This is a genomic window from Paraburkholderia podalyriae (assembly GCF_014397785.1).
Taxonomy (GTDB): domain Bacteria; phylum Pseudomonadota; class Gammaproteobacteria; order Burkholderiales; family Burkholderiaceae; genus Paraburkholderia; species Paraburkholderia podalyriae.
In genome coordinates this window covers 34,912-55,516 of record NZ_VZQQ01000011.1, presented here as the reverse complement: position 1 = coordinate 55,516, position 20,605 = coordinate 34,912, and the positions used below count along the sequence as shown (strand labels likewise).

The following is a 20,605-nucleotide window of genomic DNA, read 5'->3' as shown; positions in this document are numbered from 1 at the left end:
AAACATGAGACACATCATTTCCGTCCTGCTGGAAAACGAACCGGGCGCGCTGTCGCGCGTGGTGGGGCTGTTCTCGGCACGCGGCTACAACATTGAAACCTTGACGGTGGCGCCGACCGAAGACCGTTCGCTGTCGCGCATGACCATCGTCTCCGTTGGCTCGGACGACGTGATCGAACAGATCACGAAGCATCTGAACCGCCTGATCGAGGTGGTGAAAGTGGTCGACCTTACCGAGGGCGCCCATATCGAACGCGAGCTGATGCTGATCAAGGTGAGGGCGGTCGGCAAGGAACGTGAGGAGATGAAGCGGATGGCGGACATTTTCCGCGGCCGCATCATCGACGTCACCGAAAAGACCTACACGATCGAATTGACGGGGGCGAGCGACAAGCTCGACGCCTTCATCGACGGGCTCGACTCCACGGCGATTCTCGAGACGGTCCGCACGGGCAGCTCGGGCATCGGTCGCGGCGAGCGCATTCTGAAGGTCTGACGTCGCGTTTCGCAAGGCCGGGCAACGCGGCATCCCCCGGCCCGCAGCACCAATTTCGCCGTACCTGAATTTCTGTGAATCATCGAATCTAGCCAAGGAACCGACATGAAAGTTTTCTACGACAAGGACGCCGATCTCTCCCTCATCAAGGGCAAGCAGGTCACCATCATCGGCTATGGCTCGCAAGGCCATGCGCACGCGCTGAACCTCAAGGAAAGCGGCGTGAATATCACGGTCGGTCTGCGCAAGGGCGGCGCATCGTGGAGCAAGGCTGAAAACGCCGGCCTGCAAGTGAAGGAAGTCGCGGAAGCGGTCAAGGGCGCGGACGTCGTCATGATGCTGCTGCCGGACGAGCAGATCGCCGACGTATACGCGAAGGAAGTCCACGCGAACATCAAGCAGGGCGCAGCGCTCGCGTTCGCGCACGGCTTCAACGTTCACTACGGCCAGGTGATCCCGCGTGCCGACCTCGACGTCATCATGATCGCGCCGAAGGCGCCGGGCCACACGGTTCGCGGCACCTACTCGCAAGGTGGCGGCGTGCCGCACCTGATCGCGGTTGCGCAGGACAAGTCGGGCGCGGCGCGCGACATCGCGCTGTCGTACGCCGCGGCTAACGGCGGCGGCCGTGCCGGCATCATCGAAACGAACTTCCGCGAAGAAACCGAAACCGACCTGTTCGGCGAGCAGGCTGTGCTGTGCGGCGGTACCGTCGACCTGATCAAGGCCGGCTTCGAAACGCTGGTCGAAGCGGGTTACGCGCCGGAAATGGCGTACTTCGAGTGCCTGCACGAACTGAAGCTGATCGTCGATCTGATCTACGAAGGCGGCATCGCGAACATGAACTACTCGATCTCGAACAACGCCGAGTACGGCGAGTACGTGACGGGTCCGCGGATCGTGACCGCTGAAACGAAGAAGGCGATGAAGGCCGTGCTGACCGACATCCAGACCGGCGAGTACGCGAAGAGCTTCATCATCGAGAACAAGGCTGGCGCGCCGACGCTGCAATCGCGTCGCCGTCTGACGGCCGAGCACCAGATCGAGCAGGTTGGCTCGAAGCTGCGCGCGATGATGCCGTGGATCGCGAAGAACAAGCTCGTCGACCAGTCGAAGAACTAAGGGTCTCGACGTAACGAGGTCCGGCGCGGCGCTTTCGGCGCGGCGGCCGGAACAGTCAAAAGGCCGTCCAAGGGTGCTGAACCCTGGGCGGCTTTTGCTATCCTATGGTTTTACAAAAACACAGAAGCCATCCATGAATTACCCTCATCCGATCATCGCGCGAGAAGGCTGGCCGTTCATCGCCATCGCGGCCGTCGTTGCATTACTGGTTCACGCCTTCGCGGGGTTCGGCATTGCGTGGCTCTTCTGGCTGATCCTGATCTTCGTCGTGCAGTTCTTCCGCGACCCGGCGCGTCCCATTCCGACGCAGGCCAACGCGGTGCTATGTCCCGCCGACGGTCGTATCGTCGCGGTCGAAACCGCGCATGACCCTTATGCGAATCGCGAAGCGCTGAAGATCAGTGTGTTCATGAACGTGTTCAACGTGCACTCGCAGCGCTCGCCCGTCGACGGTGCAATCTCGAAGGTCGAATACTTTCCTGGCGCCTATCTGAACGCGGCGGTCGATAAAGCCTCACTCGAGAACGAGCGCAACGCGGTCGTGATCGAAATGGCCGGCGGCCAGACGGTCACGTCGGTGCAGATCGCCGGGCTGATTGCGCGGCGCATTCTTTGCTACGTCCGTGCAGGCGAGCCGCTGACCCGCGGCCAGCGTTACGGATTCATCCGCTTCGGTTCGCGCGTCGACGTGTATCTGCCGGTGGGCAGCCGTCCGCGCGTGTCGATCGGCGAGAAGGTGTCGGCGTCGTCCACGATCCTCGCCGAGCTGTAAAGCGGCATACAGGAGGTTGTCCGAATGGCCGCATTCAAACCGCGTCGACCCCGTAGCAGCGGACCGCTGCCGCGGCCGTTTCGCCGCAACAAGCCGCCGGTGGTCACGGAGTCGCCGGTCGCTGACAGCCGGCGCGCGCAGCGTCAGCAGTTCCTCAGAAAACGCGGCATCTACCTGCTACCGAACGCGTTCACCACGGCTGCGCTGTTCTGCGGCTTCTTCGCTGTCGTGCAAGCGATGAACGTGCGCTTCGAGATCGCGGCGATCGCGATCTTCGTCGCGATGGTGCTCGATGGCATGGACGGCCGCGTCGCGCGCATGACGCATACGCAAAGCGCGTTCGGCGAGCAGTTCGATAGCCTGTCCGACATGGTGTCGTTCGGTGTTGCGCCCGCGCTCGTGATGTACGAGTGGATCCTCAAAGACCTCGGGCGATGGGGCTGGCTCGCCGCGTTCGTCTATTGCTCGGGCGCGGCGCTGCGGCTTGCGCGTTTCAACACGAATATCGGCGTGGTCGACAAGCGTTTTTTCCAAGGCATGCCGAGCCCGGCCGCGGCGGCGCTGATCGCCGGTTTCGTGTGGCTTGCCACCGACAACCGCGTGCCGCTGAAGCTCGTCTGGCTGCCGTGGGTCGCGTTCGTGCTGACCATCTATGCGGGCGTGACGATGGTGTCCAACGCGCCGTTCTACAGCGGCAAGGCACTCGACGTGCGGCATCGCGTGCCGTTCGGCGTGATCCTGCTGGTGGTGGTCGCGTTCGTGCTGGTGTCGTCCGATCCGCCGTTAATGCTGTTCGGTCTGTTCGTGCTGTACGGTCTGTCCGGCTACGTGTTCTGGGCGTATCAGGCAGTGCGCGGCAGGGCCAATCCGGCGCGTTCGATCTCGCATGACCGGTGACGGTCTGAACCACGCTGCATCGCAGCGACGTACGAAAAAAACGGCAGCTCACGAGCTGCCGTTTTTTGTTGATTCCTGCCCTTACGAGGTCGCTTCGGACCGCGCCGCAGGCCGTGCCGGCGCGCATTGCGCGGTCGCTGGAATGCCGCTATAGTCGTCGGATCAGTACGTGAGTGTGGCCGATTTTGCCGGGTCGGCGAGACCGTTCGCTGCGCCGCGCCATCACGCTTCGTTCACGCCCTTATGCTTTTTTGCGTTCCGTCCGCACCGGCGGCGACCATCGCGATCGCCCTACCTCGCCAGCGGCGGCGCCCATCGTCCCATTCCAAAACCAAAGTCCCACATCTGAACGACTCCCGAGGAGGCCCGACATGTCCGACAAACTGATCATTTTCGACACCACGCTGCGCGATGGCGAGCAATCGCCCGGCGCGTCGATGACGAAGGAAGAGAAGATCCGCATCGCCAAGCAACTCGAGCGGATGAAAGTCGACGTGATCGAAGCGGGCTTCGCGGCCAGTTCGAACGGCGACTTCGACGCGATCCATACGATCGCGGGTCTCGTGAAGGACAGCACGATCTGCTCGCTCGCGCGCGCAAACGACAAGGACATTCAGCGGGCCGCCGACGCATTGAAGGCCGCCGAACGTTTCCGCATTCACACGTTCATCGCGACGTCGCCGCTGCACATGGAGAAGAAGCTGCGCATGACGCCCGAGCAGGTATTCGAGCAGGCGAAGCTCGCGGTGCGTTTCGCGCGCAAGTTCACCGACGACGTCGAATTCTCACCGGAAGACGGCAGTCGCTCGGATATGGACTTCCTGTGCCGAGTGCTCGAAGCGGTGATCGCCGAGGGCGCGACCACGATCAACATCGCGGACACGGTCGGCTACGGCGTGCCGGAACTCTATGGCCAGCTCGTGAAGACGCTGCGCGAGCGCATTCCGAACTCGCACAAGGCGGTGTTCTCCGTGCATTGCCACAATGACCTCGGCATGGCGGTCGCGAATTCGCTCGCCGGCGTGCAGCTGGGCGGCGCGCGCCAGGTCGAATGCACGATCAACGGTCTCGGCGAGCGCGCGGGCAATACATCGCTCGAAGAAATTGTGATGGCGGTGAAGACCCGCAAGGATTATTTCGGACTCGACGTCGGCCTCGATACGACGCAAATCGTGCCGGCCTCGAAGCTCGTGTCGCAGATCACTGGCTTCGTCGTGCAGCCGAACAAGGCAGTGGTCGGCGCGAACGCATTCGCGCACGCGTCGGGCATCCATCAGGATGGCGTGCTGAAGGCGCGCGACACCTACGAAATCATGCGCGCGGAAGACGTGGGTTGGTCCGCGAACAAGATCGTGCTCGGCAAGCTGTCGGGCCGCAACGCATTCAAGCAGCGGCTGCAGGAGCTAGGCATCGCGCTCGAAAGCGAAGCCGAACTGAACACCGCGTTCGCGCGCTTCAAGGAGCTCGCCGATCGCAAGGCGGAGATTTTCGACGAAGACATCATCGCGATCGTCAACGAGGAATCGGCGGAAGCGCACGAGAAAGAGCACTACAAGTTCCTGTCGATGTCGCAGCATTCGGAAACCGGCGAGCAGCCGCACGCGAAGGTCGTGTTCTCGGTGGAGGGTAAAGAGATCACCGGCGAAGCGCGCGGCAACGGCCCGGTCGACGCCACGCTCAACGCGATCGAAACGGAAGTGGGCAGCGGCTCCGAGTTGCTGCTGTACTCGGTGAACGCGATCACGACTGGCACGCAGGCGCAGGGTGAAGTCACCGTGCGGCTGTCGAAAAGCGGACGCATCGTCAACGGTGTGGGCACCGATCCGGATATCGTCGCGGCATCTGCGAAGGCGTATTTTTCGGCGCTCAACAAGCTGTATTCGAGTGCGGACAAGTTGAATCCGCAGCGCTCGGAGTAACGCGAGCTTGCTGCGCGGGTAGCGCGCAATCTCGAGTGAGAGCGAAGCAGTAGCCCCGCGGTGCCTGGCACGCGGGGCTTTTTTTCGCCGTCACCGCGCGGGCGCGGTGACGCGATATCTAGGAATCACTCCGCCGCCGTGCGTCGCAGGGACCAGCCGCGCGTTGCGCGCGCGTGCTCGCGGACCTGATATTTGACGTCGACGCTGATGCCGCGGCGGGGCGCATCGGCGACGAACGCGTCCAGCAGCTCGCGCACGTCATGATCGACGAAATCGGCGCGCGTCGCGTCGACGATAACGGTGGCGCCATCCGGAATCTGCTGCAGATAGTGCTTGAGCGGCACCTTGCCAAGAAACGACACGTCTTTGCGAAACGACAGCAGGTAGTGATCGCCATGCTGCGCGAGCACGATCGGGCCGCGCAGGTTGGCATACAGCGCGAACAGCATGCTGCACAGGATGCCGAGCACGATGCCGATCAGCAGGTCGGTGGCGAGCACACCCACGAGAGTGACGACAAACGGTGCGAACGGCGCGAATCCTTGTCGCGCGAGCCCGGCGAACAACGACGGCTTGGCGAGTTTGAACCCGGTGAAGATCAGGATCGCGGCAAGGCAGGCGAGCGGGATCAGGTTGATCACGCTCGTGAGCGCGAACACGCTGACGAGCAGCAATACGCCATGAACGATCGCCGAGAGCCGGCTTTTTGCGCCGGCATGCACGTTCGCGGAGCTACGCACGATCACCGCAGTAATCGGCAGGCCGCCGATCGCACCTGCGATCAGATTGCCCACGCCCTGCGCCTTGAGTTCGCGATCGGGCGGCGCGCGGCGGCGCTCCGGATCGATCTGCTCGACCGCTTCGAGGCTCAGTAGCGTTTCGAGGCTCGCGAGGATGGCGATCGTGACCGCAACGCGCCATATGTCGAGATTGATGAGATGGGCGAACTGCGGTCCGAAGTCGGCCGACCCGAGGGCGGCCCGCAGTGCCGCAAACGATTCGAGCGACGGCAACGCGACCCGTCGTTCTGCGGCCGGCGCCAGCGATGGCGCGACGAGATCCAGCGCGAGCGTCGCGGCGATGCCGAGAAGCACCACCGCGAGCGCCGCAGGCATGATGCGCACGACAGCGAAGCGGCGCAGCGCGCGCGTTTCCCAGCCGGCGAGGATCGCGAGCGACATTAGCGTGATCAGAACGGCGGTCGGCGAGATCGTGCCGAGCGGCGTTGCGACCGCCGCCGCGGACTGAACGGAGGCACCGGTGCCGGACAGGCCCAGCGCGGCGGGAAACTGCTTGACGATCAACAGTACGCCGATGGCCGCGAGCATCCCCTTGATCACCGGCGACGGCACGTAGGCGGCGAAACGGCCGGCCTTGAGGATGCCGAAGCCGAACTGGATAACGCCCGACAGCAGGACGGCCAGCAGGAAGGCGGAAAAGCCGCCAAGCCGCGCGATGCCGTCGACGACGATCACGACGAGGCCCGCGGCCGGGCCGCTTACGCTCAGGCGCGAGCCGCTCAGCGCGGCGACCACGAGCCCGCCAATGATGCCGGACACCAGCCCCGCAAACGGGTCGACACCCGATGCGTGGGCGATGCCGAGGCAAAGCGGCAGCGCCACCAGAAAAACGGCGGTGCCGGCGAGCACGTCGCGCTGGAGCGCGGCGAAAGAGGTTTGAGGATTCATGTTGTCGAAGAGCGAGAGGTAGGGGCGGCGGGCGATTAACGGGTATGGCTTGATGACGATTCCGCTGTCGGCTCCGTCCGCGGTCGAATGGGGCGGGCGACGCGCTTCGCTAGGCCGCACTGTGCGCGGCGGTCGTGCAAGTCATCGCGTCGTCGGCGGTATAACCGGATGTGAGAACCTTGATGCGCCCGTCGTCGAGCGCAAAGATCCAGCCGTGCACGAGCGGCGGCGCATCGGCCTCGTGCACGATCGGGCTAGCCCGTAGCTGCCGTACCTGTTCGAGCACGTTCAACTCGGCGAGGCGGTTGACGCGACCCGACTCGGTCGCCGCGCCGTGCAGTTCAGAGCGATGCGTTTTTGCCAGTGAGCAGAGCGGCGCGATACGCCGGTTCACATGGGGTAGCGCGGGATCTGGCGGCAGCAGCGCGGCGCGCACGCCGCCGCAGCCGTAGTGGCCGCAGACGATCACATGGCCGACCTTGAGCACCCGCACCGCGTATTCGAGCACGCTCGCGACGTTGTCGTCGTCGGGATAAAACAGATTGGCGATGTTGCGATGGACGAACAGATCGCCGGGCTCGCAATGCGTGATCGTTTCGGCGGGCACGCGGCTGTCCGAGCAGCCGATCCACAGGATGTGTGGATTCTGTCCGCGCAGGAGGTCGCGAAAGAATGCCGGATTGCGCGTCGCGGTTTCATGCGCCCACGCGACGTTGGCGACCAGCAGGTGTTTGGGACGGTTCATCGTAGCAACTCCGTAAGAGAGGCAATTGACCTGGCACCGGACTGCGACAGCAGCCGCGCGGTTGATCGCAGGCCGGCACCCGAACGGGGTTTACAATAACCTTTCCGGCGCAAAATGGTTGACGCAAACAGGATAAAATTCTTCTTTATGCTCAAAGAATAAAAAAGCCGCCTATCGAAGGCGGCTTTTTTGAGGTTTTGGCGCTTCCTACAAAGAGGGCGCTCAGCGCTCAGAACAGGCTGCGGCGATCGGGGTCGTGCAGCGGGTCGGGGGTCTTCTGCGTCAGGCGCAGAATGCCCTGATCGTCGAAGTAGAAGCTGTACAGCATGTACCAGACGTTGTCTTCGAGATAGCGATAGGTCCAGACTTCGCGTTTCATTAGCGGAAAGTACGACGTTTCGACTGGGCGGCCGAAGTTCACCAGCACGTCGCTGCGCGTCCATTTGCCGATTTCGGCGCGGTAGAACTCGTTGGGCTGCAGCACCTGGCGCATGCCGACGATCTTGCCGGCCGCGTCGATGTCGGCGGCGGTGGTGGTCTCGCCCATCGGTTGGGTCGGCCACATCAGGCGCTTGCCACCGTCAGGCAGATCGTAGGTTTCGCGCGGCGGACCGAGGCGCGCGATGACCGTCGATGCGTCCGCGCCCTGTTGATATTGCTGCCACGGCTGCGCGCAGCCGGCGAGCGCAAGCACGCTGAGGCAAACGAGCGCGGCGCGGCGCAGACCCGCACCGGCCGGGGCGGTGATAGAGGCCGCCGTGCGGTGGTGGCGGTTCGACATGTATTCCTCCGATGGCGTTTGAATAGCGGTTCTTATCATCGAGACGCACTATTTTGACACGCGCTGTGGCGAATGAATGGCGCTGCCTGAACGTGCGTCGCCCCGAAACGGTAACGGATGCGCCGGCTTGCCTATTCCCCGCGCGTCGTCCTATGATCCGCGCTTCGAAGATTCAGGCGGGGCACCATGACGACGATGTGGCAACGGGCGGCGGCGGTTGCGCTGACGGCGATTTCGATGGCGGTGGCGGGAGTCGGCGTGGCGGCGGCGAATCGGGCGGCGATGGCCATGAATCCAGCGTCCGCGCAGGGGACCGTTGCGGCCCCCGGCAAACCTACGGGTACGCCAATCCAGCTCGCGCTAATAGAAGGCATGTCTGGCCCATTCGCGAACGCGGGCGCGGCGGTCGAGCGCAATCTGCGCTTCGGCGTCGAGCAGGTGAACGCGCACGGTGGCGTGAAGCTCGCGGACGGCGCGCATCCGTTCGAACTTGTGGTGCTCGACAGCAAGGGCAGCACCGAGGAAGCGCTGACGCAATTGCGCGCGGCCGCGGATCGCCATATCGGCTACATCCTGCAAGGCAATAGCTCAGCGGTCGCCGCAGCACTGATCGGCGCGATCGACAAGCAGAACAGCCGCGAACCGGAGAACCGCGAACTGTTCCTCAACTACTCGGCCGACGACCTCGCGCTCACCAACGCGGACTGCAGCTTCTGGCACTTCCGCTTCGACGCGCACGCGGGCATGCGCATGGCCGCGCTCGCCGATGTGATCGAGCGCGACAAGGCGGTAAAAAAAGTCTATCTGCTGAACCAGGATTACAGCTTCGGCCACGACGTGAGCAGCCTCGCGCGCTCGGCGCTTGCGGCGTAGCGCCCCGACATCGCGGTGGTCGGCGACGAATTTCATCCGATCGGCCGCGTCAAGGATTTCGCGCCGTATGTCGCAAAAATCCGCGCGAGCGGCGCGGACGCCGTGATCACCGGGAACTGGGGCAACGACCTGACGTTGCTCGTGAGGGCGGCGCGAGCAGGGCCTCGACACGAAGTTCTACACGTTCTATGGCAACAGCCTCGGCGCGCCGTCCGCACTCGGCGACGCGGGCGTGGGTCACGTGATCGCGGTGGCAGAGTGGCATCCGAACGTCAGCGGCGCGGCATCCGACGCGTGGTACGCGGCGTTCCGCGCGCGCTTTCCGGCCGCGCAGGACGACTATCCGGTGCTGCGCATGCCACTGATGATCGAAACGCTCGCCGCCGCGATGAACCGCGCCGGCAGCGCCGATCCGACGGCGGTCGCCAAAGCGCTCGAGGGCATACGCTTCGACAGCGGTTTTCACGCATCATGGATGCGCGCCGACGATCATCAACTGATCCAGCCCTTTTACGTGATGCAGATGGATAAGGCCGGCACGCCCGGGGTGCATTTCGACAACGAAGGCTCCGGGTACGGCTTCCGCACCGTGCTGGCGCTATCGGCCGAGCGCGCGGTGTTGCCGACAGTCTGCCGGATGCGGCGCCCTGTGCCACCGCGAGCGGCCCTCGATCCGCCTTGCCAGCCCGGGGTTCGCGGCCGGAGTCGGCTGTGCTACAATACGCGTCCCGTTGTTGGGCTGGGTTCCGATTCAGTCGATTCAGCCACGAAGGGGCTCAGTAAATTGTGAAACGGGTATCCCACGGCACGGCCTTTCTTCCGTGACCGCCTGTCCAGTTATCAAGGAAATTGACATGTCCGCAGTTGAAGCAAGCAAGAAGTCCGAAGTCGTCGCGCAATTCGCACGCGCAGCCAACGACACCGGCTCTCCCGAAGTTCAGGTCGCGCTGCTCACGACCCGTATTAACGAACTGACCTCCCACTTCAAGGAGCACACGAAGGATCACCACAGCCGCCGCGGACTGCTGCGCATGGTGAGCCGCCGTCGCAAGCTGCTCGACTACCTGAAGGGTAAGGACGCGGATCGTTACCGCAGCCTGATCGAGAAGCTGGGTCTGCGTAAGTAATCGGCCAGTCGTTCAGCAAGATGCCTGTGTCAGTTTCGCTGATACAGGCATTTTGTTTTTGCACGGCACGCTTCGTGTAACGCGTGCCGCCTGTGATCCGCGGCGTATGCCGGTTCGCGCGGCGTCCACGGGCAACGCAGTAGCAGCAGCAAGACAGCAGTAAAGCAGGCAGTAACAGGAATATGGCCGGGCTTCAGGGCAGAGTTTTGTGTCATTCCAGCGGTTCGCGCGCACGCGCAGCGCGCGGCTCTCTGGAATGGCATAGCACGACTCTTCCCATGCGGCGCCGGCCCTGGCGTTGCCGCGCCGCTCCGGTCCGCGCGGCATTACGATGAGGAAAAGCAATGACTATGTTTAACAAGATCGTCAAAGAGTTTAAGTGGGGGCAGCACAACGTTCGCCTCGAAACCGGTGAAATCGCTCGCCAGGCGGGCGGCGCGGTGATCGTCGACATCGAAGATACCGTGGTGCTCGCCACCGTGGTCGGCGCGAAGACTGCTAAGCCGGGCCAGGACTTCTTCCCGCTCACCGTCGATTACATCGAAAAGACCTACGCCGCCGGCAAGATCCCGGGCGGCTTCTTCCGCCGCGAAGGCCGTCCGTCGGAAGGCGAGACGCTGATCTCGCGCCTGATCGACCGACCGCTGCGTCCGCTGTTCCCGGAAGGCTTCTACAACGAAGTCCAGGTCGTGATTCACGTGCTGTCGCTGAATCCGGAAATCCCCGCCGACATCCCCGCGCTGATCGGCGCGTCGGCGGCGCTCGCGGTGTCCGGTCTGCCGTTCAACGGACCGGTCGGCGCGGCACGCGTGGCCTACATCAACAACGAATACGTGCTGAACCCGACGCGTCCGCAGATGAAGGAATCGGCGCTCGACCTCGTCGTCGCCGGTACGGAACGCGCGGTGCTGATGGTCGAATCGGAAGCGCAGCAGCTCAGCGAAGAAGTGATGCTCGGCGCCGTCGTGTTCGGCCATGAGCAGATGCAGACCGCGATCGACGTGATCCACGAACTGGTCCGCGAAGGCGGCAAGCCCGAGTGGGACTGGCAGCCGGCCGCGAAGAACGAAGCGCTGATCGCGCGCGTGACTGAACTCGCGCAAGCCGATCTGCTCGCCGCTTACCAGATTCGCGACAAGCAGGCTCGCTCGACCAAGCTGAAGGAAGTCTACGCTGCGACTTCGACGAAGCTCGAGGAAGAAGCGGCGGCGGCGGGCACCGTGGCGGCCGACAAGGCGTCGGTCGGCAACGTGCTGTTCGACATCGAAGCGAAGATCGTCCGTACGCAGATCCTGAACGGCGAGCCGCGTATCGACGGCCGCGACACGCGCACCGTGCGCCCGATCGAAATCCGCACCGGCGTGCTGCCGCGTACCCACGGCTCGGCGCTGTTCACGCGCGGCGAGACGCAGGCGCTGGTGGTCGCGACGCTCGGCACGAAGGGCGACGAGCAAAACATCGACGCGCTCGAAGGCGAGTACCGCGAACGCTTCATGCTCCACTACAACATGCCTCCGTTCGCGACCGGCGAAACGGGCCGCGTCGGTTCTCCGAAGCGCCGCGAAATCGGTCACGGCCGTCTGGCGAAGCGCGCGCTGGTCGCATGCCTGCCGAGCGCCGACGAATTCGGCTACTCGATCCGCGTCGTGTCGGAAATCACCGAGTCGAACGGTTCGTCCTCGATGGCTTCGGTGTGCGGCGGCTGTCTCGCGCTGATGGACGCTGGCGTGCCGATGAAGGCGCACGTTGCCGGTATCGCGATGGGCCTGATCCTCGAAGGCAACCGCTTCGCGGTGCTGACTGACATTCTCGGCGACGAAGATCACCTCGGCGACATGGACTTCAAGGTCGCGGGTACGGAACTAGGCGTGACCGCGCTGCAGATGGACATCAAGATCCAGGGCATCACGAAGGAAATCATGCAGGTCGCGCTCGCGCAGGCGAAGGAAGGCCGCATCCACATCCTCGGCAAGATGACCTCGGCCGTGGCCGGCGCGAACACGCAGCTGTCGGAGTTCGCACCGCGCATGATCACGATCAAGATCAACCCGGAAAAGATTCGCGACGTGATCGGCAAGGGCGGCTCGGTGATCCGCGCGCTGACCGAAGAAACCGGCACGACGATCGATATTTCGGACGACGGCGTCGTCACGATCGCGAGCACGAACAGCGAAGGCATGGCCGAAGCGAAGCGTCGTATCGAGGCGATCACGATGGAAGTCGAAGTGGGCCAGGTGTACGAAGGCACCGTGCTCAAGCTGCTCGATTTCGGCGCGATCGTGAACATCCTGCCGGGTAAGGACGGTCTGCTGCATATCTCCGAAATCGCCAACGAACGCATCAAGGACATCAATGACTATCTGAAGGATGGCCAGCAGGTGAAGGTCAAGGTCATCCAGACGGACGAAAAGGGTCGTGTGCGTCTGTCGGCGAAAGCATTGCTGAACGACGAGCCGCAAGGCGAACCGACTCCGCAGTAATGCGGTAGCGGACAAACGGCCGGCCGTGTCATGCGCGCCGGCCGTTTTTCATGCAGGATGGATTGCGTTGCGGATTCGAATCGCAGCGCGGCGCTACGGCAGATGGCAGCAACGGTGGGCAACGCAATCCAATCTTGGAGTTGACGCAGATGAAAGCGATCGAAATCACGGAATTCGGTGCGCCGGAAGTCCTTAAGCTGGCGGAGCGTCCGACGCCGCAGCTCAAGGCGGGCGAAGTACTGATCAAAGTGGCGGCATCCGGCGTCAATCGTCCGGACGTGTTTCAGCGCAAGGGCGGATATGCGCCGCCACCGGGCGCGTCGGATCTGCCAGGGCTGGAGGTGGCGGGCGAGATCGTCGGCGGGACGATCGAAGGGAAGAACAACCCGTTCGGTCTTCAGATCGGCGATCGCGTGTGCGCGCTGCTGGCGGGTGGCGGCTACGCGGAGTATGCGGCCGCGCCGTTGCTGCAGTGCCTGCCGGTGCCGGCGGGGTTGTCGGATATCGAAGCGGCTTCGCTGCCCGAAACCTTCTTCACGGTGTGGAGCAACGTGTTCAATCGCGCGCAGCTCGGTCTGGGCGAAGGCGGCGAGAACGAAACGCTGCTCGTGCAGGGCGGTTCGAGCGGCATCGGCGTGACGGCGATCCAGATTGCGCACGCGCTCGGATTCCGTGTGTTCGCCACCGCGGGTTCGGACGATAAATGCCGCGCGTGCGAAGCGCTCGGTGCCGAACGGGCGATCAACTACAAGACTGAAGATTTCGTCGAAGTCATCAAGTCGCTGACCAACGATCGCGGTGTTGACGTGATCCTCGACATGGTGGCGGGCAGCTACGTGCCGCGGGAACTGTCAGCGCTCGCCGACGGTGGCCGCATCGTGCTAATCGCACTGCTTGGCGGCGCGAAGGCGGAGCTGAACCTGAACGAAGTGTTGCGTCGCCGTCTGACGCTCACCGGTTCGACGCTGCGGCCGCGGCCCATCGAGTTCAAGGCACAGATCGCCGCGCAACTGAAGGAGCGCGTGTGGCCCCATCTCGAAGCTGGGCGCATCAAGCCGGTCGTGCATCGCGTGTTTTCGGCTGCCCAGGCTGCCGACGCGCATGCGCTGATGGAAAGCAGCACGCACGTCGGCAAGATCGTGTTGACGTGGGGTCAGGAGGCTTGACGTCATCGGTTTGACCCGATCCACCCCACGCAGTAAAATTGCGCGTTTTGCGCGCGCCGAATCGATGCGACGGTTGGAGCCTCTGGCGCAGGCAACGAGCCGCAGCGAGGCGCGAGCGGGGTCCGCCGGCACAACAGGCAGGACTGGCAAGACAGGACAATACGAGACGATGTCGAATCAACAACGAGCGAAACTGGTAGTCGGTAACTGGAAGATGCATGGGCGGCTCGCCGCGAACGCCGCGTTGTTGCGGGCGGTCGCCCAGGGCTCCGGTGAGTTGCCGGCCGACGTGCGCGTCGGTGTGTGCGTGCCGAGCCTCTATCTCGCGCAGGCCCAGTCGCTGCTTGAAGGTAGCCCGGTCGTGTGGGGCGTGCAGGACGTGTCCGCGTTCACGCACGGTGCCTATACCGGAGAAGTGGCTGCGCCGATGGTGACGGACTTCGGCGCCACGTTTGCGATCGTCGGGCACTCGGAGCGTCGCGCGTATCACCGCGAAAGCGCCGAACTGGTCGCCGTGAAAACGCAGCGTGCGCTCGAAGCGGGTTTGACGCCGATCGTCTGCGTCGGCGAAACGCTCGAGGAACGCGAAGCTGGTTCGACCGAGCAGGTGGTCGGCGGGCAGCTCGAAGAAGTGCTCGCGAAGCTGTCGGCTCAGGAAGCGAGTGGTCTCGTCGTCGCGTATGAGCCGGTGTGGGCAATTGGCACGGGCAAGAGCGCGTCGTCGCAACAGGCGCAAGCCGTGCATGCGTTCCTGCGCGCGCGCCTCGTGGCAAAGGGCGCGGCGGACGTGCCGTTGCTGTACGGCGGCAGCGTGAAGCCGGACAACGCGGAAGAACTGTTTCGTCAGCTCGATATCGACGGCGGCCTGATCGGAGGCGCGTCGTTGAAAGATCAGGATTTCCTGGCGATCTGCAAGGCGGCCGCAGCGACCAGCGTTGCGAGTTAAGCAGGACGTCTCGGCAAGGATGACTCCATTTCGCGCAACACACTGTGTGCGGCGCGGTTAAATAAAGACTCAGGTGAGTGTGATGCTGTATTTGAAAACATTAATTATCGTCGTTCAGTTGTTGTCGGCGCTCGGGGTCATCGGACTCGTGTTGCTGCAGCACGGCAAAGGTGCCGACATGGGCGCGGCTTTCGGCAGCGGCGCGTCGGGTAGTCTGTTCGGCGCGACGGGTTCGGCGAACTTCCTGTCGCGTACCACGGCGGTGCTCGCAGCGCTGTTCTTTGCCACGACGCTGGCGCTCACTTACCTTGGTGCGTATCGCGTGAAGCCGTCGGCAGGCGTGCTGGGCGCGGCTGTCACTGCGCCGGTCACGGCTTCCGCGCCGGCTGCGGGCTCGGCTCCGGCGGCGGCATCGGCCGCCGCGCCGGCTTCGCCCGCGTCGGTTCCGGCGACGGGCGTACCGAAATAAATTTTCGGCCGAAGCGCTCTTGTGCGTTGAACAATCTGTTTAGACACGTTACAATTCAAGTCTTGAAGCGATTCGCGGGTTTTACAAGTTGTTTTCCCGGATTGCATATAGTGCCGACGTGGTGAAATTGGTAGACACGCTATCTTGAGGGGGTAGTGGCGAAAGCTGTGCGAGTTCGAGTCTCGCCGTCGGCACCAAATGTTATCTAAATGCCAGCCGCTTGCTTCGCTTCGGCTGGCATTTTCACTTCTGGCGTATGGCCGCAGGGCTTACGCCATGCGCGTTGAGGAAGTGATTTCGCGTCAGTGGTGCTATGCTCCTGACGGCACTCAGAACCAACCGATTGAGGATTGTCTTGAACCTCGCAGCCTATTTCCCCGTTTTGTTGTTCCTCATTGTGGGCACCGGTTTAGGCGTAGCACTGGTCAGTATTGGCAAGATCCTCGGTCCAAACAAGCCCGACACCGAGAAAAACGCACCGTATGAGTGCGGCTTCGAAGCATTCGAAGATGCGCGCATGAAATTCGACGTGCGCTACTACCTCGTCGCCATTCTTTTCATCATTTTCGACCTTGAAACCGCGTTCCTGTTCCCATGGGGTGTGGCATTGCGTGACATCGGCTGGACCGGGTTCGTGGCAATGATGATTTTCCTGCTCGAGTTCCTTCTTGGTTTTGCCTACATCTGGAAGAAGGGTGGCCTCGACTGGGAATGATGGATTAATCGCCGGTTTGCGTGGGTGGCCAGGCTCGCCGCCCCGTCTGGAGTGGAAAGCAAATGAGTATCGAAGGGGTCTTGAAGGAAGGGTTTGTCACCACTACGGCAGACAAACTGATCAACTGGACGCGCACCGGATCGCTGTGGCCGATGACGTTCGGTCTTGCGTGCTGCGCGGTCGAGATGATGCATGCGGGCGCTGCCCGTTATGACCTCGACCGTTTCGGCGTGGTGTTCCGTCCGAGTCCGCGTCAGTCGGACGTGATGATCGTCGCTGGCACGCTGTGCAACAAGATGGCGCCCGCTCTGCGCAAGGTCTACGACCAGATGGCCGAGCCGCGCTGGGTGATCTCGATGGGCTCGTGTGCGAACGGCGGCGGCTATTACCACTACTCGTACTCGGTGGTACGCGGCTGCGACCGGATCGTCCCGGTCGACGTGTACGTGCCGGGTTGTCCGCCCACAGCGGAAGCGCTGGTGTACGGAGTGATCCAGTTGCAAGCCAAGATTCGCCGCACCAACACCATCGCCCGTCAATAAGGCCAACGCCTCTCCACAATATGGCAAGCAAACTCGAGACCCTGAAAGCGAACCTCGAGGCGGCCTTTGGCGGCCTCCTGTCGAGCGTGACCGAGTCGGTCGGTGAATTGACGATCGTCGTCAAGGTAGGCGACTACCTCAACGTGGCAAAGCGTCTGCGCGACGACCGCTCGCTCGGTTTCGAGCAGTGTGTCGACCTGTGCGGCGTCGATTATCAGACCTACGCCGAAGGCGCTTACGACGGTCCGCGTTTTGCGGCCGTGCTGCATCTTCTGTCGGTGCAAAACAACTGGCGTCTGCGTCTGCGCGTGTTCGCACCGGACGACGACATGCCGATCCTGCCGTCCGTCGTCGACATCTGGAATTCGGTCAACTGGTACGAGCGCGAAGCGTTCGACCTGTATGGCATCGTCTTCGAAGGTCACCCGGACCTGCGCCGCATTCTGACCGACTACGGTTTCATCGGTCATCCGTTCCGCAAGGATTTCCCTGTCTCCGGCTACGTCGAGATGCGTTACGACCCGGAAGAGAAGCGCGTCGTCTATCAGCCGGTGACGATCGAGCCGCGGGAAATCACGCCGCGCGTGATCCGCGAGGATCGCTATGGCGGTCTGAAACACTAAGAGAACGTCATGGCAGAGATCAAGAACTACACGCTCAACTTCGGCCCGCAGCACCCGGCAGCGCATGGTGTGCTGCGTCTCGTGCTCGAACTCGACGGCGAAGTGATCCAACGCGCCGATCCGCACATCGGTCTGCTGCATCGCGCGACTGAAAAGCTCGCCGAAAGCAAGACGTTCATCCAGTCGGTGCCGTACATGGATCGTCTCGACTACGTGTCGATGATGGTCAACGAGCACGGCTATGTGCTGGCCATTGAAAAGCTACTCGGCATCGACGTGCCGCTGCGCGCGCAATACATCCGCGTGCTGTTCGACGAAGTCACGCGCGTGTTGAATCACTTGATGTGGATCGGCTCGCACGCGCTCGACGTCGGCGCGATGGCGGTGTTCCTCTACGCGTTCCGCGAGCGCGAAGACCTGATGGACGTGTACGAAGCGGTGTCGGGTGCGCGGATGCACGCGGCTTACTATCGTCCGGGCGGCGTCTATCGCGATCTGCCTGACGCAATGCCGCAATACAAGGCATCGAAGATTCGCAATGCGAAAGCCTTGTCGAAGATGAACGAGAACCGGCAGGGTTCACTGCTCGACTTCATCGACGACTTCTTCACGCGTTTCCCGACGTACGTCGACGAATACGAAACGCTGCTCACCGACAATCGGATCTGGAAGCAGCGTCTGGTCGGCATCGGCGTGGTGAGCCCGGAACGCGCGCTGCAACTCGGCATGACCGGGGCGATGCTGCGCGGCTCTGGCATCGAGTGGGACCTGCGCAAGAAGCAGCCGTACGAAGTTTATGACAAGCTCGACTTCGACATCCCGGTCGGCGTGAATGGTGACTGCTATGACCGCTATCTGGTGCGCGTCGAAGAAATGCGTCAGTCCACGCGTATCGCGAAACAGTGCATTGAGTGGTTGCGCAAAAATCCCGGCCCGGTGATGACGGACAATCACAAGGTTGCGCCGCCGTCGCGCGTCGGCATGAAGTCGAACATGGAAGATCTGATCCATCACTTCAAGCTGTTCACCGAAGGCTTCCACGTACCGGAAGGCGAGGCGTATGCCGCAGTCGAACATCCGAAGGGCGAGTTCGGCATCTATCTGATCTCGGACGGCGCCAACAAGCCGTATCGCCTGAAGATTCGCGCACCGGGCTATGCGCACTTGTCCTCGCTCGATGAAATGGCGCGCGGTCACATGATCGCCGACGCAGTGACGATCATCGGCACGCAGGACATAGTGTTCGGCGAAGTGGATCGCTAGGACGTATTCATCGACGCGTGTCTGCGGTCATCGCACCGCCAGCGCGTCAAGTAAAGGAACGCCGGGTCTGTCGCAGTATGACGTCAGCGACGGGTTTTCGTTCGGTAGGAATTGAAAGAGTCGTGTCTGAAAATGATCTCAGCTGAAGGCCTGAAAGAAATCGATCGTGCGGTCGCAAAGTACCCCGCCGATCAGAAACAGTCCGCCGTGATGTCGGCGTTGGCCACTGCTCAAACGGAGCATGGCTGGCTGTCGCCCGAACTCATGCAGTTCGTCGCGGATTATCTCGGCATGCCGGCAATCGCCGTGCAGGAGGTAGCGACCTTCTACACGATGTACGAGACCTCGCCGGTCGGCAAGTTCAAGATCACGCTCTGTACGAACCTGCCGTGTCAGCTCGGCCCGGACGGCGGTTCCGAAAGCGCCGCTGAATACCTGAAGCAGAAGCTCGGCATCGACTTCGGCGAAACCACGCTCGATGGCAAATTCACGCTGAAAGAAGGTGAGTGCATGGGTTCGTGCGGCGACGCGCCGGTGATGCTGGTGAACAATCAACGCATGTGCAGCTTCATGAGCCGCGAGAAGATCGACCAGCTGCTCGAGGAACTTTCGAAATGACGTCTTTACACGATCGTCACATCAAACCGCTGATTCTCGCCGGCCTGAACGGCGACAACTGGCATCTCGAAGACTACTTGGCGCGCGGCGGTTACGCGCAGCTGCGCCGCATCCTGGAAGAAAAGATCGCGCCCGAGCAGGTAATCGCCGACGTCAAGGCGTCGGGTCTGCGCGGCCGCGGCGGCGCGGGCTTCCCGACCGGTCTGAAGTGGAGCTTCATGCCGCGTCAGTTCCCGGGCCAGAAGTACCTCGTCTGCAATTCGGACGAGGGCGAGCCGGGTACGTTCAAGGATCGCGACATCCTGCGCTTCAATCCGCATTCGCTGATCGAAGGTATGGCGATCGGCGCGTACGCGATGGGCATTACGGTCGGCTACAACTATATTCACGGCGAAATCTGGGAAGTCTATAAGCGCTTTGAAGAAGCGTTAGAAGAAGCTCGTCGCGCCGGGTTCCTCGGCGACAACATCATGGGCTCGGGCTTCTCGTTCCAGTTGCATGCGCACCACGGTTACGGCGCGTACATCTGCGGCGAGGAAACCGCGCTGCTCGAATCGATCGAGGGCAAGAAGGGTCAGCCGCGCTTCAAGCCGCCATTCCCGGCGAGCTTTGGCGTGTACGGCAAGCCAACCACGATCAACAACACCGAAACGTTCGCGGCGGTGCCTTTCCTGCTCGCCATCGGCCCGCAGAATTACCTTGAAATCGGCAAGCCGAACAACGGCGGCACGAAGATTTTCTCGGTGTCGGGCGATGTCGAGCGTCCGGGCAATTACGAAATTCCGCTCGGCACGCCGTTCGCGACGCTGATGGAACTCGCCGGCGGCATGCGCGGCGGCAAGAAGATCAAGGCCGTGATTCCCGGCGGTTCGTCGGCGCCGGTGATTCCGGGCGACATGATGATGCAGACCGACATGGATTACGACTCGATCGCGAAGGCCGGCTCGATGCTCGGCTCGGGCGCGGTGATCGTGATGGACGAGACGCGCTGCATGGTGCGCTCGCTGCTGCGTTTGTCGTACTTCTATTACGAAGAGTCGTGCGGTCAGTGCACGCCTTGCCGGGAAGGTACGGGCTGGCTGTATCGCGTCGTGCATCGTATCGAGCATGGTCTCGGCCGCCAGGAAGATCTGGATCTGCTGAACTCCGTCGCGGACAACATCATGGGCCGCACGATCTGCGCGCTCGGCGACGCGGCCGCGATGCCGGTTCGGGGCATGCTGAAGCACTACTGGGACGAATTCGAATATCACGTCGCCCACAAGCATTGCCTCGTCGGCGGTCATGCTGGCATGGCGGCGGCGCCCGAAACAGTGGCTGCATGACGGTGGCTGCCTGAGTCCGGCCAACAGGCAGCTCACGG

General features: G+C 62.7%; 19 protein-coding genes, 1 tRNA gene and 1 pseudogene. 18 read left to right on the top strand and 3 right to left on the bottom strand.

Going from position 1 to position 20,605, the window contains the following annotated elements; translation table 11 throughout:
- The first annotated feature begins 4 nt into the window (after positions 1-4).
- From ilvN to F6X42_RS15210, 5 genes are all read left to right on the top strand, one after another.
- Complete coding sequence (gene ilvN / locus F6X42_RS15230) at positions 5-496, top strand: acetolactate synthase small subunit (RefSeq protein WP_027197202.1); 492 nt, start codon at positions 5-7, stop codon at positions 494-496.
- A gap of 105 nt (positions 497-601) precedes the next feature.
- Positions 602-1,618 (top strand): ketol-acid reductoisomerase, encoded by a 1,017-nt coding sequence (gene ilvC, locus F6X42_RS15225; RefSeq protein WP_008920617.1) that lies wholly within the window; start codon positions 602-604, stop codon positions 1,616-1,618.
- A 133-nt stretch (positions 1,619-1,751) separates the two neighbouring features.
- Entirely contained in the window at positions 1,752-2,390 is a 639-nt protein-coding gene (locus F6X42_RS15220) for a phosphatidylserine decarboxylase (RefSeq protein WP_129959634.1), read from the top strand.
- Between the two features lie 24 nt (positions 2,391-2,414).
- Positions 2,415-3,287: a CDP-diacylglycerol--serine O-phosphatidyltransferase gene (gene pssA, locus F6X42_RS15215; RefSeq protein ID WP_184059340.1), complete on the top strand. Its 873-nt coding sequence runs from the start codon at positions 2,415-2,417 to the stop codon at positions 3,285-3,287.
- A 371-nt stretch (positions 3,288-3,658) separates the two neighbouring features.
- Positions 3,659-5,206 (top strand): 2-isopropylmalate synthase, encoded by a 1,548-nt coding sequence (locus tag F6X42_RS15210; RefSeq protein WP_187635011.1) that lies wholly within the window; start codon positions 3,659-3,661, stop codon positions 5,204-5,206.
- 125 nt (positions 5,207-5,331) lie between these two features.
- Here F6X42_RS15210 and F6X42_RS15205 read toward each other — a convergent pair whose 3' ends face one another.
- From F6X42_RS15205 to F6X42_RS15195, 3 genes are all read right to left on the bottom strand, one after another.
- Complete coding sequence (locus F6X42_RS15205) at positions 5,332-6,894, bottom strand: SulP family inorganic anion transporter (RefSeq protein WP_187635010.1); 1,563 nt, start codon at positions 6,892-6,894, stop codon at positions 5,332-5,334.
- Between the two features lie 109 nt (positions 6,895-7,003).
- A complete protein-coding gene (locus tag F6X42_RS15200; protein WP_187635009.1) occupies positions 7,004-7,639 on the bottom strand; it encodes a carbonic anhydrase in 636 nt (211 codons plus the stop codon).
- Positions 7,640-7,868: 229 nt separating this feature from the next.
- Complete coding sequence (locus F6X42_RS15195) at positions 7,869-8,420, bottom strand: hypothetical protein (RefSeq protein WP_187635008.1); 552 nt, start codon at positions 8,418-8,420, stop codon at positions 7,869-7,871.
- 186 nt (positions 8,421-8,606) lie between these two features.
- On the opposite strand from F6X42_RS15195, the pseudogene F6X42_RS15190 reads away from it, so the two are divergent.
- From F6X42_RS15190 to nuoF, 13 genes and pseudogenes are all read left to right on the top strand, one after another.
- Positions 8,607-9,942: pseudogene (locus F6X42_RS15190) on the top strand (branched-chain amino acid ABC transporter substrate-binding protein); the annotation flags it as partial.
- A gap of 205 nt (positions 9,943-10,147) precedes the next feature.
- Entirely contained in the window at positions 10,148-10,420 is a 273-nt protein-coding gene (gene rpsO / locus F6X42_RS15185; protein WP_008920609.1) for a 30S ribosomal protein S15, read from the top strand.
- Positions 10,421-10,764: 344 nt separating this feature from the next.
- Complete coding sequence (pnp, locus tag F6X42_RS15180) at positions 10,765-12,900, top strand: polyribonucleotide nucleotidyltransferase (protein ID WP_187635007.1); 2,136 nt, start codon at positions 10,765-10,767, stop codon at positions 12,898-12,900.
- A 149-nt stretch (positions 12,901-13,049) separates the two neighbouring features.
- Positions 13,050-14,066, top strand: coding sequence for an NAD(P)H-quinone oxidoreductase (locus F6X42_RS15175; protein ID WP_187635006.1), 1,017 nt, complete (start codon positions 13,050-13,052; stop codon positions 14,064-14,066).
- 169 nt (positions 14,067-14,235) lie between these two features.
- The gene (gene tpiA, locus F6X42_RS15170) at positions 14,236-15,012 is read left to right on the top strand and encodes a triose-phosphate isomerase (RefSeq protein ID WP_187635005.1); all 777 of its coding nucleotides are present in this window, start codon (positions 14,236-14,238) and stop codon (positions 15,010-15,012) included.
- A gap of 82 nt (positions 15,013-15,094) precedes the next feature.
- Entirely contained in the window at positions 15,095-15,481 is a 387-nt protein-coding gene (gene secG, locus F6X42_RS15165; RefSeq protein ID WP_187635004.1) for a preprotein translocase subunit SecG, read from the top strand.
- A gap of 112 nt (positions 15,482-15,593) precedes the next feature.
- A tRNA-Leu gene (locus tag F6X42_RS15160) sits at positions 15,594-15,678 on the top strand.
- A gap of 158 nt (positions 15,679-15,836) precedes the next feature.
- The gene (locus F6X42_RS15155) at positions 15,837-16,196 is read left to right on the top strand and encodes an NADH-quinone oxidoreductase subunit A (RefSeq protein WP_187635003.1); all 360 of its coding nucleotides are present in this window, start codon (positions 15,837-15,839) and stop codon (positions 16,194-16,196) included.
- Positions 16,197-16,258: 62 nt separating this feature from the next.
- On the top strand, positions 16,259-16,738 hold the full coding sequence (locus F6X42_RS15150; RefSeq protein WP_006052903.1) for a NuoB/complex I 20 kDa subunit family protein: 480 nt from the start codon (positions 16,259-16,261) through the stop codon (positions 16,736-16,738).
- A gap of 20 nt (positions 16,739-16,758) precedes the next feature.
- Positions 16,759-17,361, top strand: coding sequence for an NADH-quinone oxidoreductase subunit C (locus F6X42_RS15145; RefSeq protein ID WP_187635002.1), 603 nt, complete (start codon positions 16,759-16,761; stop codon positions 17,359-17,361).
- Between the two features lie 9 nt (positions 17,362-17,370).
- Positions 17,371-18,624, top strand: a complete 1,254-nt coding sequence (locus tag F6X42_RS15140; protein WP_187635001.1) for an NADH-quinone oxidoreductase subunit D — start codon at positions 17,371-17,373, stop codon at positions 18,622-18,624.
- Between the two features lie 132 nt (positions 18,625-18,756).
- Positions 18,757-19,242, top strand: a complete 486-nt coding sequence (nuoE, locus tag F6X42_RS15135; RefSeq protein ID WP_187635000.1) for an NADH-quinone oxidoreductase subunit NuoE — start codon at positions 18,757-18,759, stop codon at positions 19,240-19,242.
- On the top strand, positions 19,239-20,567 hold the full coding sequence (nuoF, locus tag F6X42_RS15130; RefSeq protein WP_187634999.1) for an NADH-quinone oxidoreductase subunit NuoF: 1,329 nt from the start codon (positions 19,239-19,241) through the stop codon (positions 20,565-20,567). The genes nuoE and nuoF overlap by 4 nt, the downstream gene beginning before the upstream one ends.
- Positions 20,568-20,605 lie beyond the last annotated feature (38 nt).

Bases quoted from the DNA above. Each gene is read 5' to 3' on its own strand.
- ilvN (WP_027197202.1), top strand. From the start codon at position 5: ATGAGACACATCATTTCCGTCCTGCTGGAAAACGAACCGGGCGCGCTG.
- ilvC (WP_008920617.1), top strand. From the start codon at position 602: ATGAAAGTTTTCTACGACAAGGACGCCGATCTCTCCCTCATCAAGGGC.
- F6X42_RS15220 (WP_129959634.1), top strand. From the start codon at position 1,752: ATGAATTACCCTCATCCGATCATCGCGCGAGAAGGCTGGCCGTTCATC.
- pssA (WP_184059340.1), top strand. From the start codon at position 2,415: ATGGCCGCATTCAAACCGCGTCGACCCCGTAGCAGCGGACCGCTGCCG.
- F6X42_RS15210 (WP_187635011.1), top strand. From the start codon at position 3,659: ATGTCCGACAAACTGATCATTTTCGACACCACGCTGCGCGATGGCGAG.
- F6X42_RS15205 (WP_187635010.1), bottom strand. From the start codon at position 6,894: ATGAATCCTCAAACCTCTTTCGCCGCGCTCCAGCGCGACGTGCTCGCC.
- F6X42_RS15200 (WP_187635009.1), bottom strand. From the start codon at position 7,639: ATGAACCGTCCCAAACACCTGCTGGTCGCCAACGTCGCGTGGGCGCAT.
- F6X42_RS15195 (WP_187635008.1), bottom strand. From the start codon at position 8,420: ATGTCGAACCGCCACCACCGCACGGCGGCCTCTATCACCGCCCCGGCC.
- rpsO (WP_008920609.1), top strand. From the start codon at position 10,148: ATGTCCGCAGTTGAAGCAAGCAAGAAGTCCGAAGTCGTCGCGCAATTC.
- pnp (WP_187635007.1), top strand. From the start codon at position 10,765: ATGACTATGTTTAACAAGATCGTCAAAGAGTTTAAGTGGGGGCAGCAC.
- F6X42_RS15175 (WP_187635006.1), top strand. From the start codon at position 13,050: ATGAAAGCGATCGAAATCACGGAATTCGGTGCGCCGGAAGTCCTTAAG.
- tpiA (WP_187635005.1), top strand. From the start codon at position 14,236: ATGTCGAATCAACAACGAGCGAAACTGGTAGTCGGTAACTGGAAGATG.
- secG (WP_187635004.1), top strand. From the start codon at position 15,095: ATGCTGTATTTGAAAACATTAATTATCGTCGTTCAGTTGTTGTCGGCG.
- F6X42_RS15150 (WP_006052903.1), top strand. From the start codon at position 16,259: ATGAGTATCGAAGGGGTCTTGAAGGAAGGGTTTGTCACCACTACGGCA.
- F6X42_RS15145 (WP_187635002.1), top strand. From the start codon at position 16,759: ATGGCAAGCAAACTCGAGACCCTGAAAGCGAACCTCGAGGCGGCCTTT.
- F6X42_RS15140 (WP_187635001.1), top strand. From the start codon at position 17,371: ATGGCAGAGATCAAGAACTACACGCTCAACTTCGGCCCGCAGCACCCG.
- nuoE (WP_187635000.1), top strand. From the start codon at position 18,757: ATGATCTCAGCTGAAGGCCTGAAAGAAATCGATCGTGCGGTCGCAAAG.
- nuoF (WP_187634999.1), top strand. From the start codon at position 19,239: ATGACGTCTTTACACGATCGTCACATCAAACCGCTGATTCTCGCCGGC.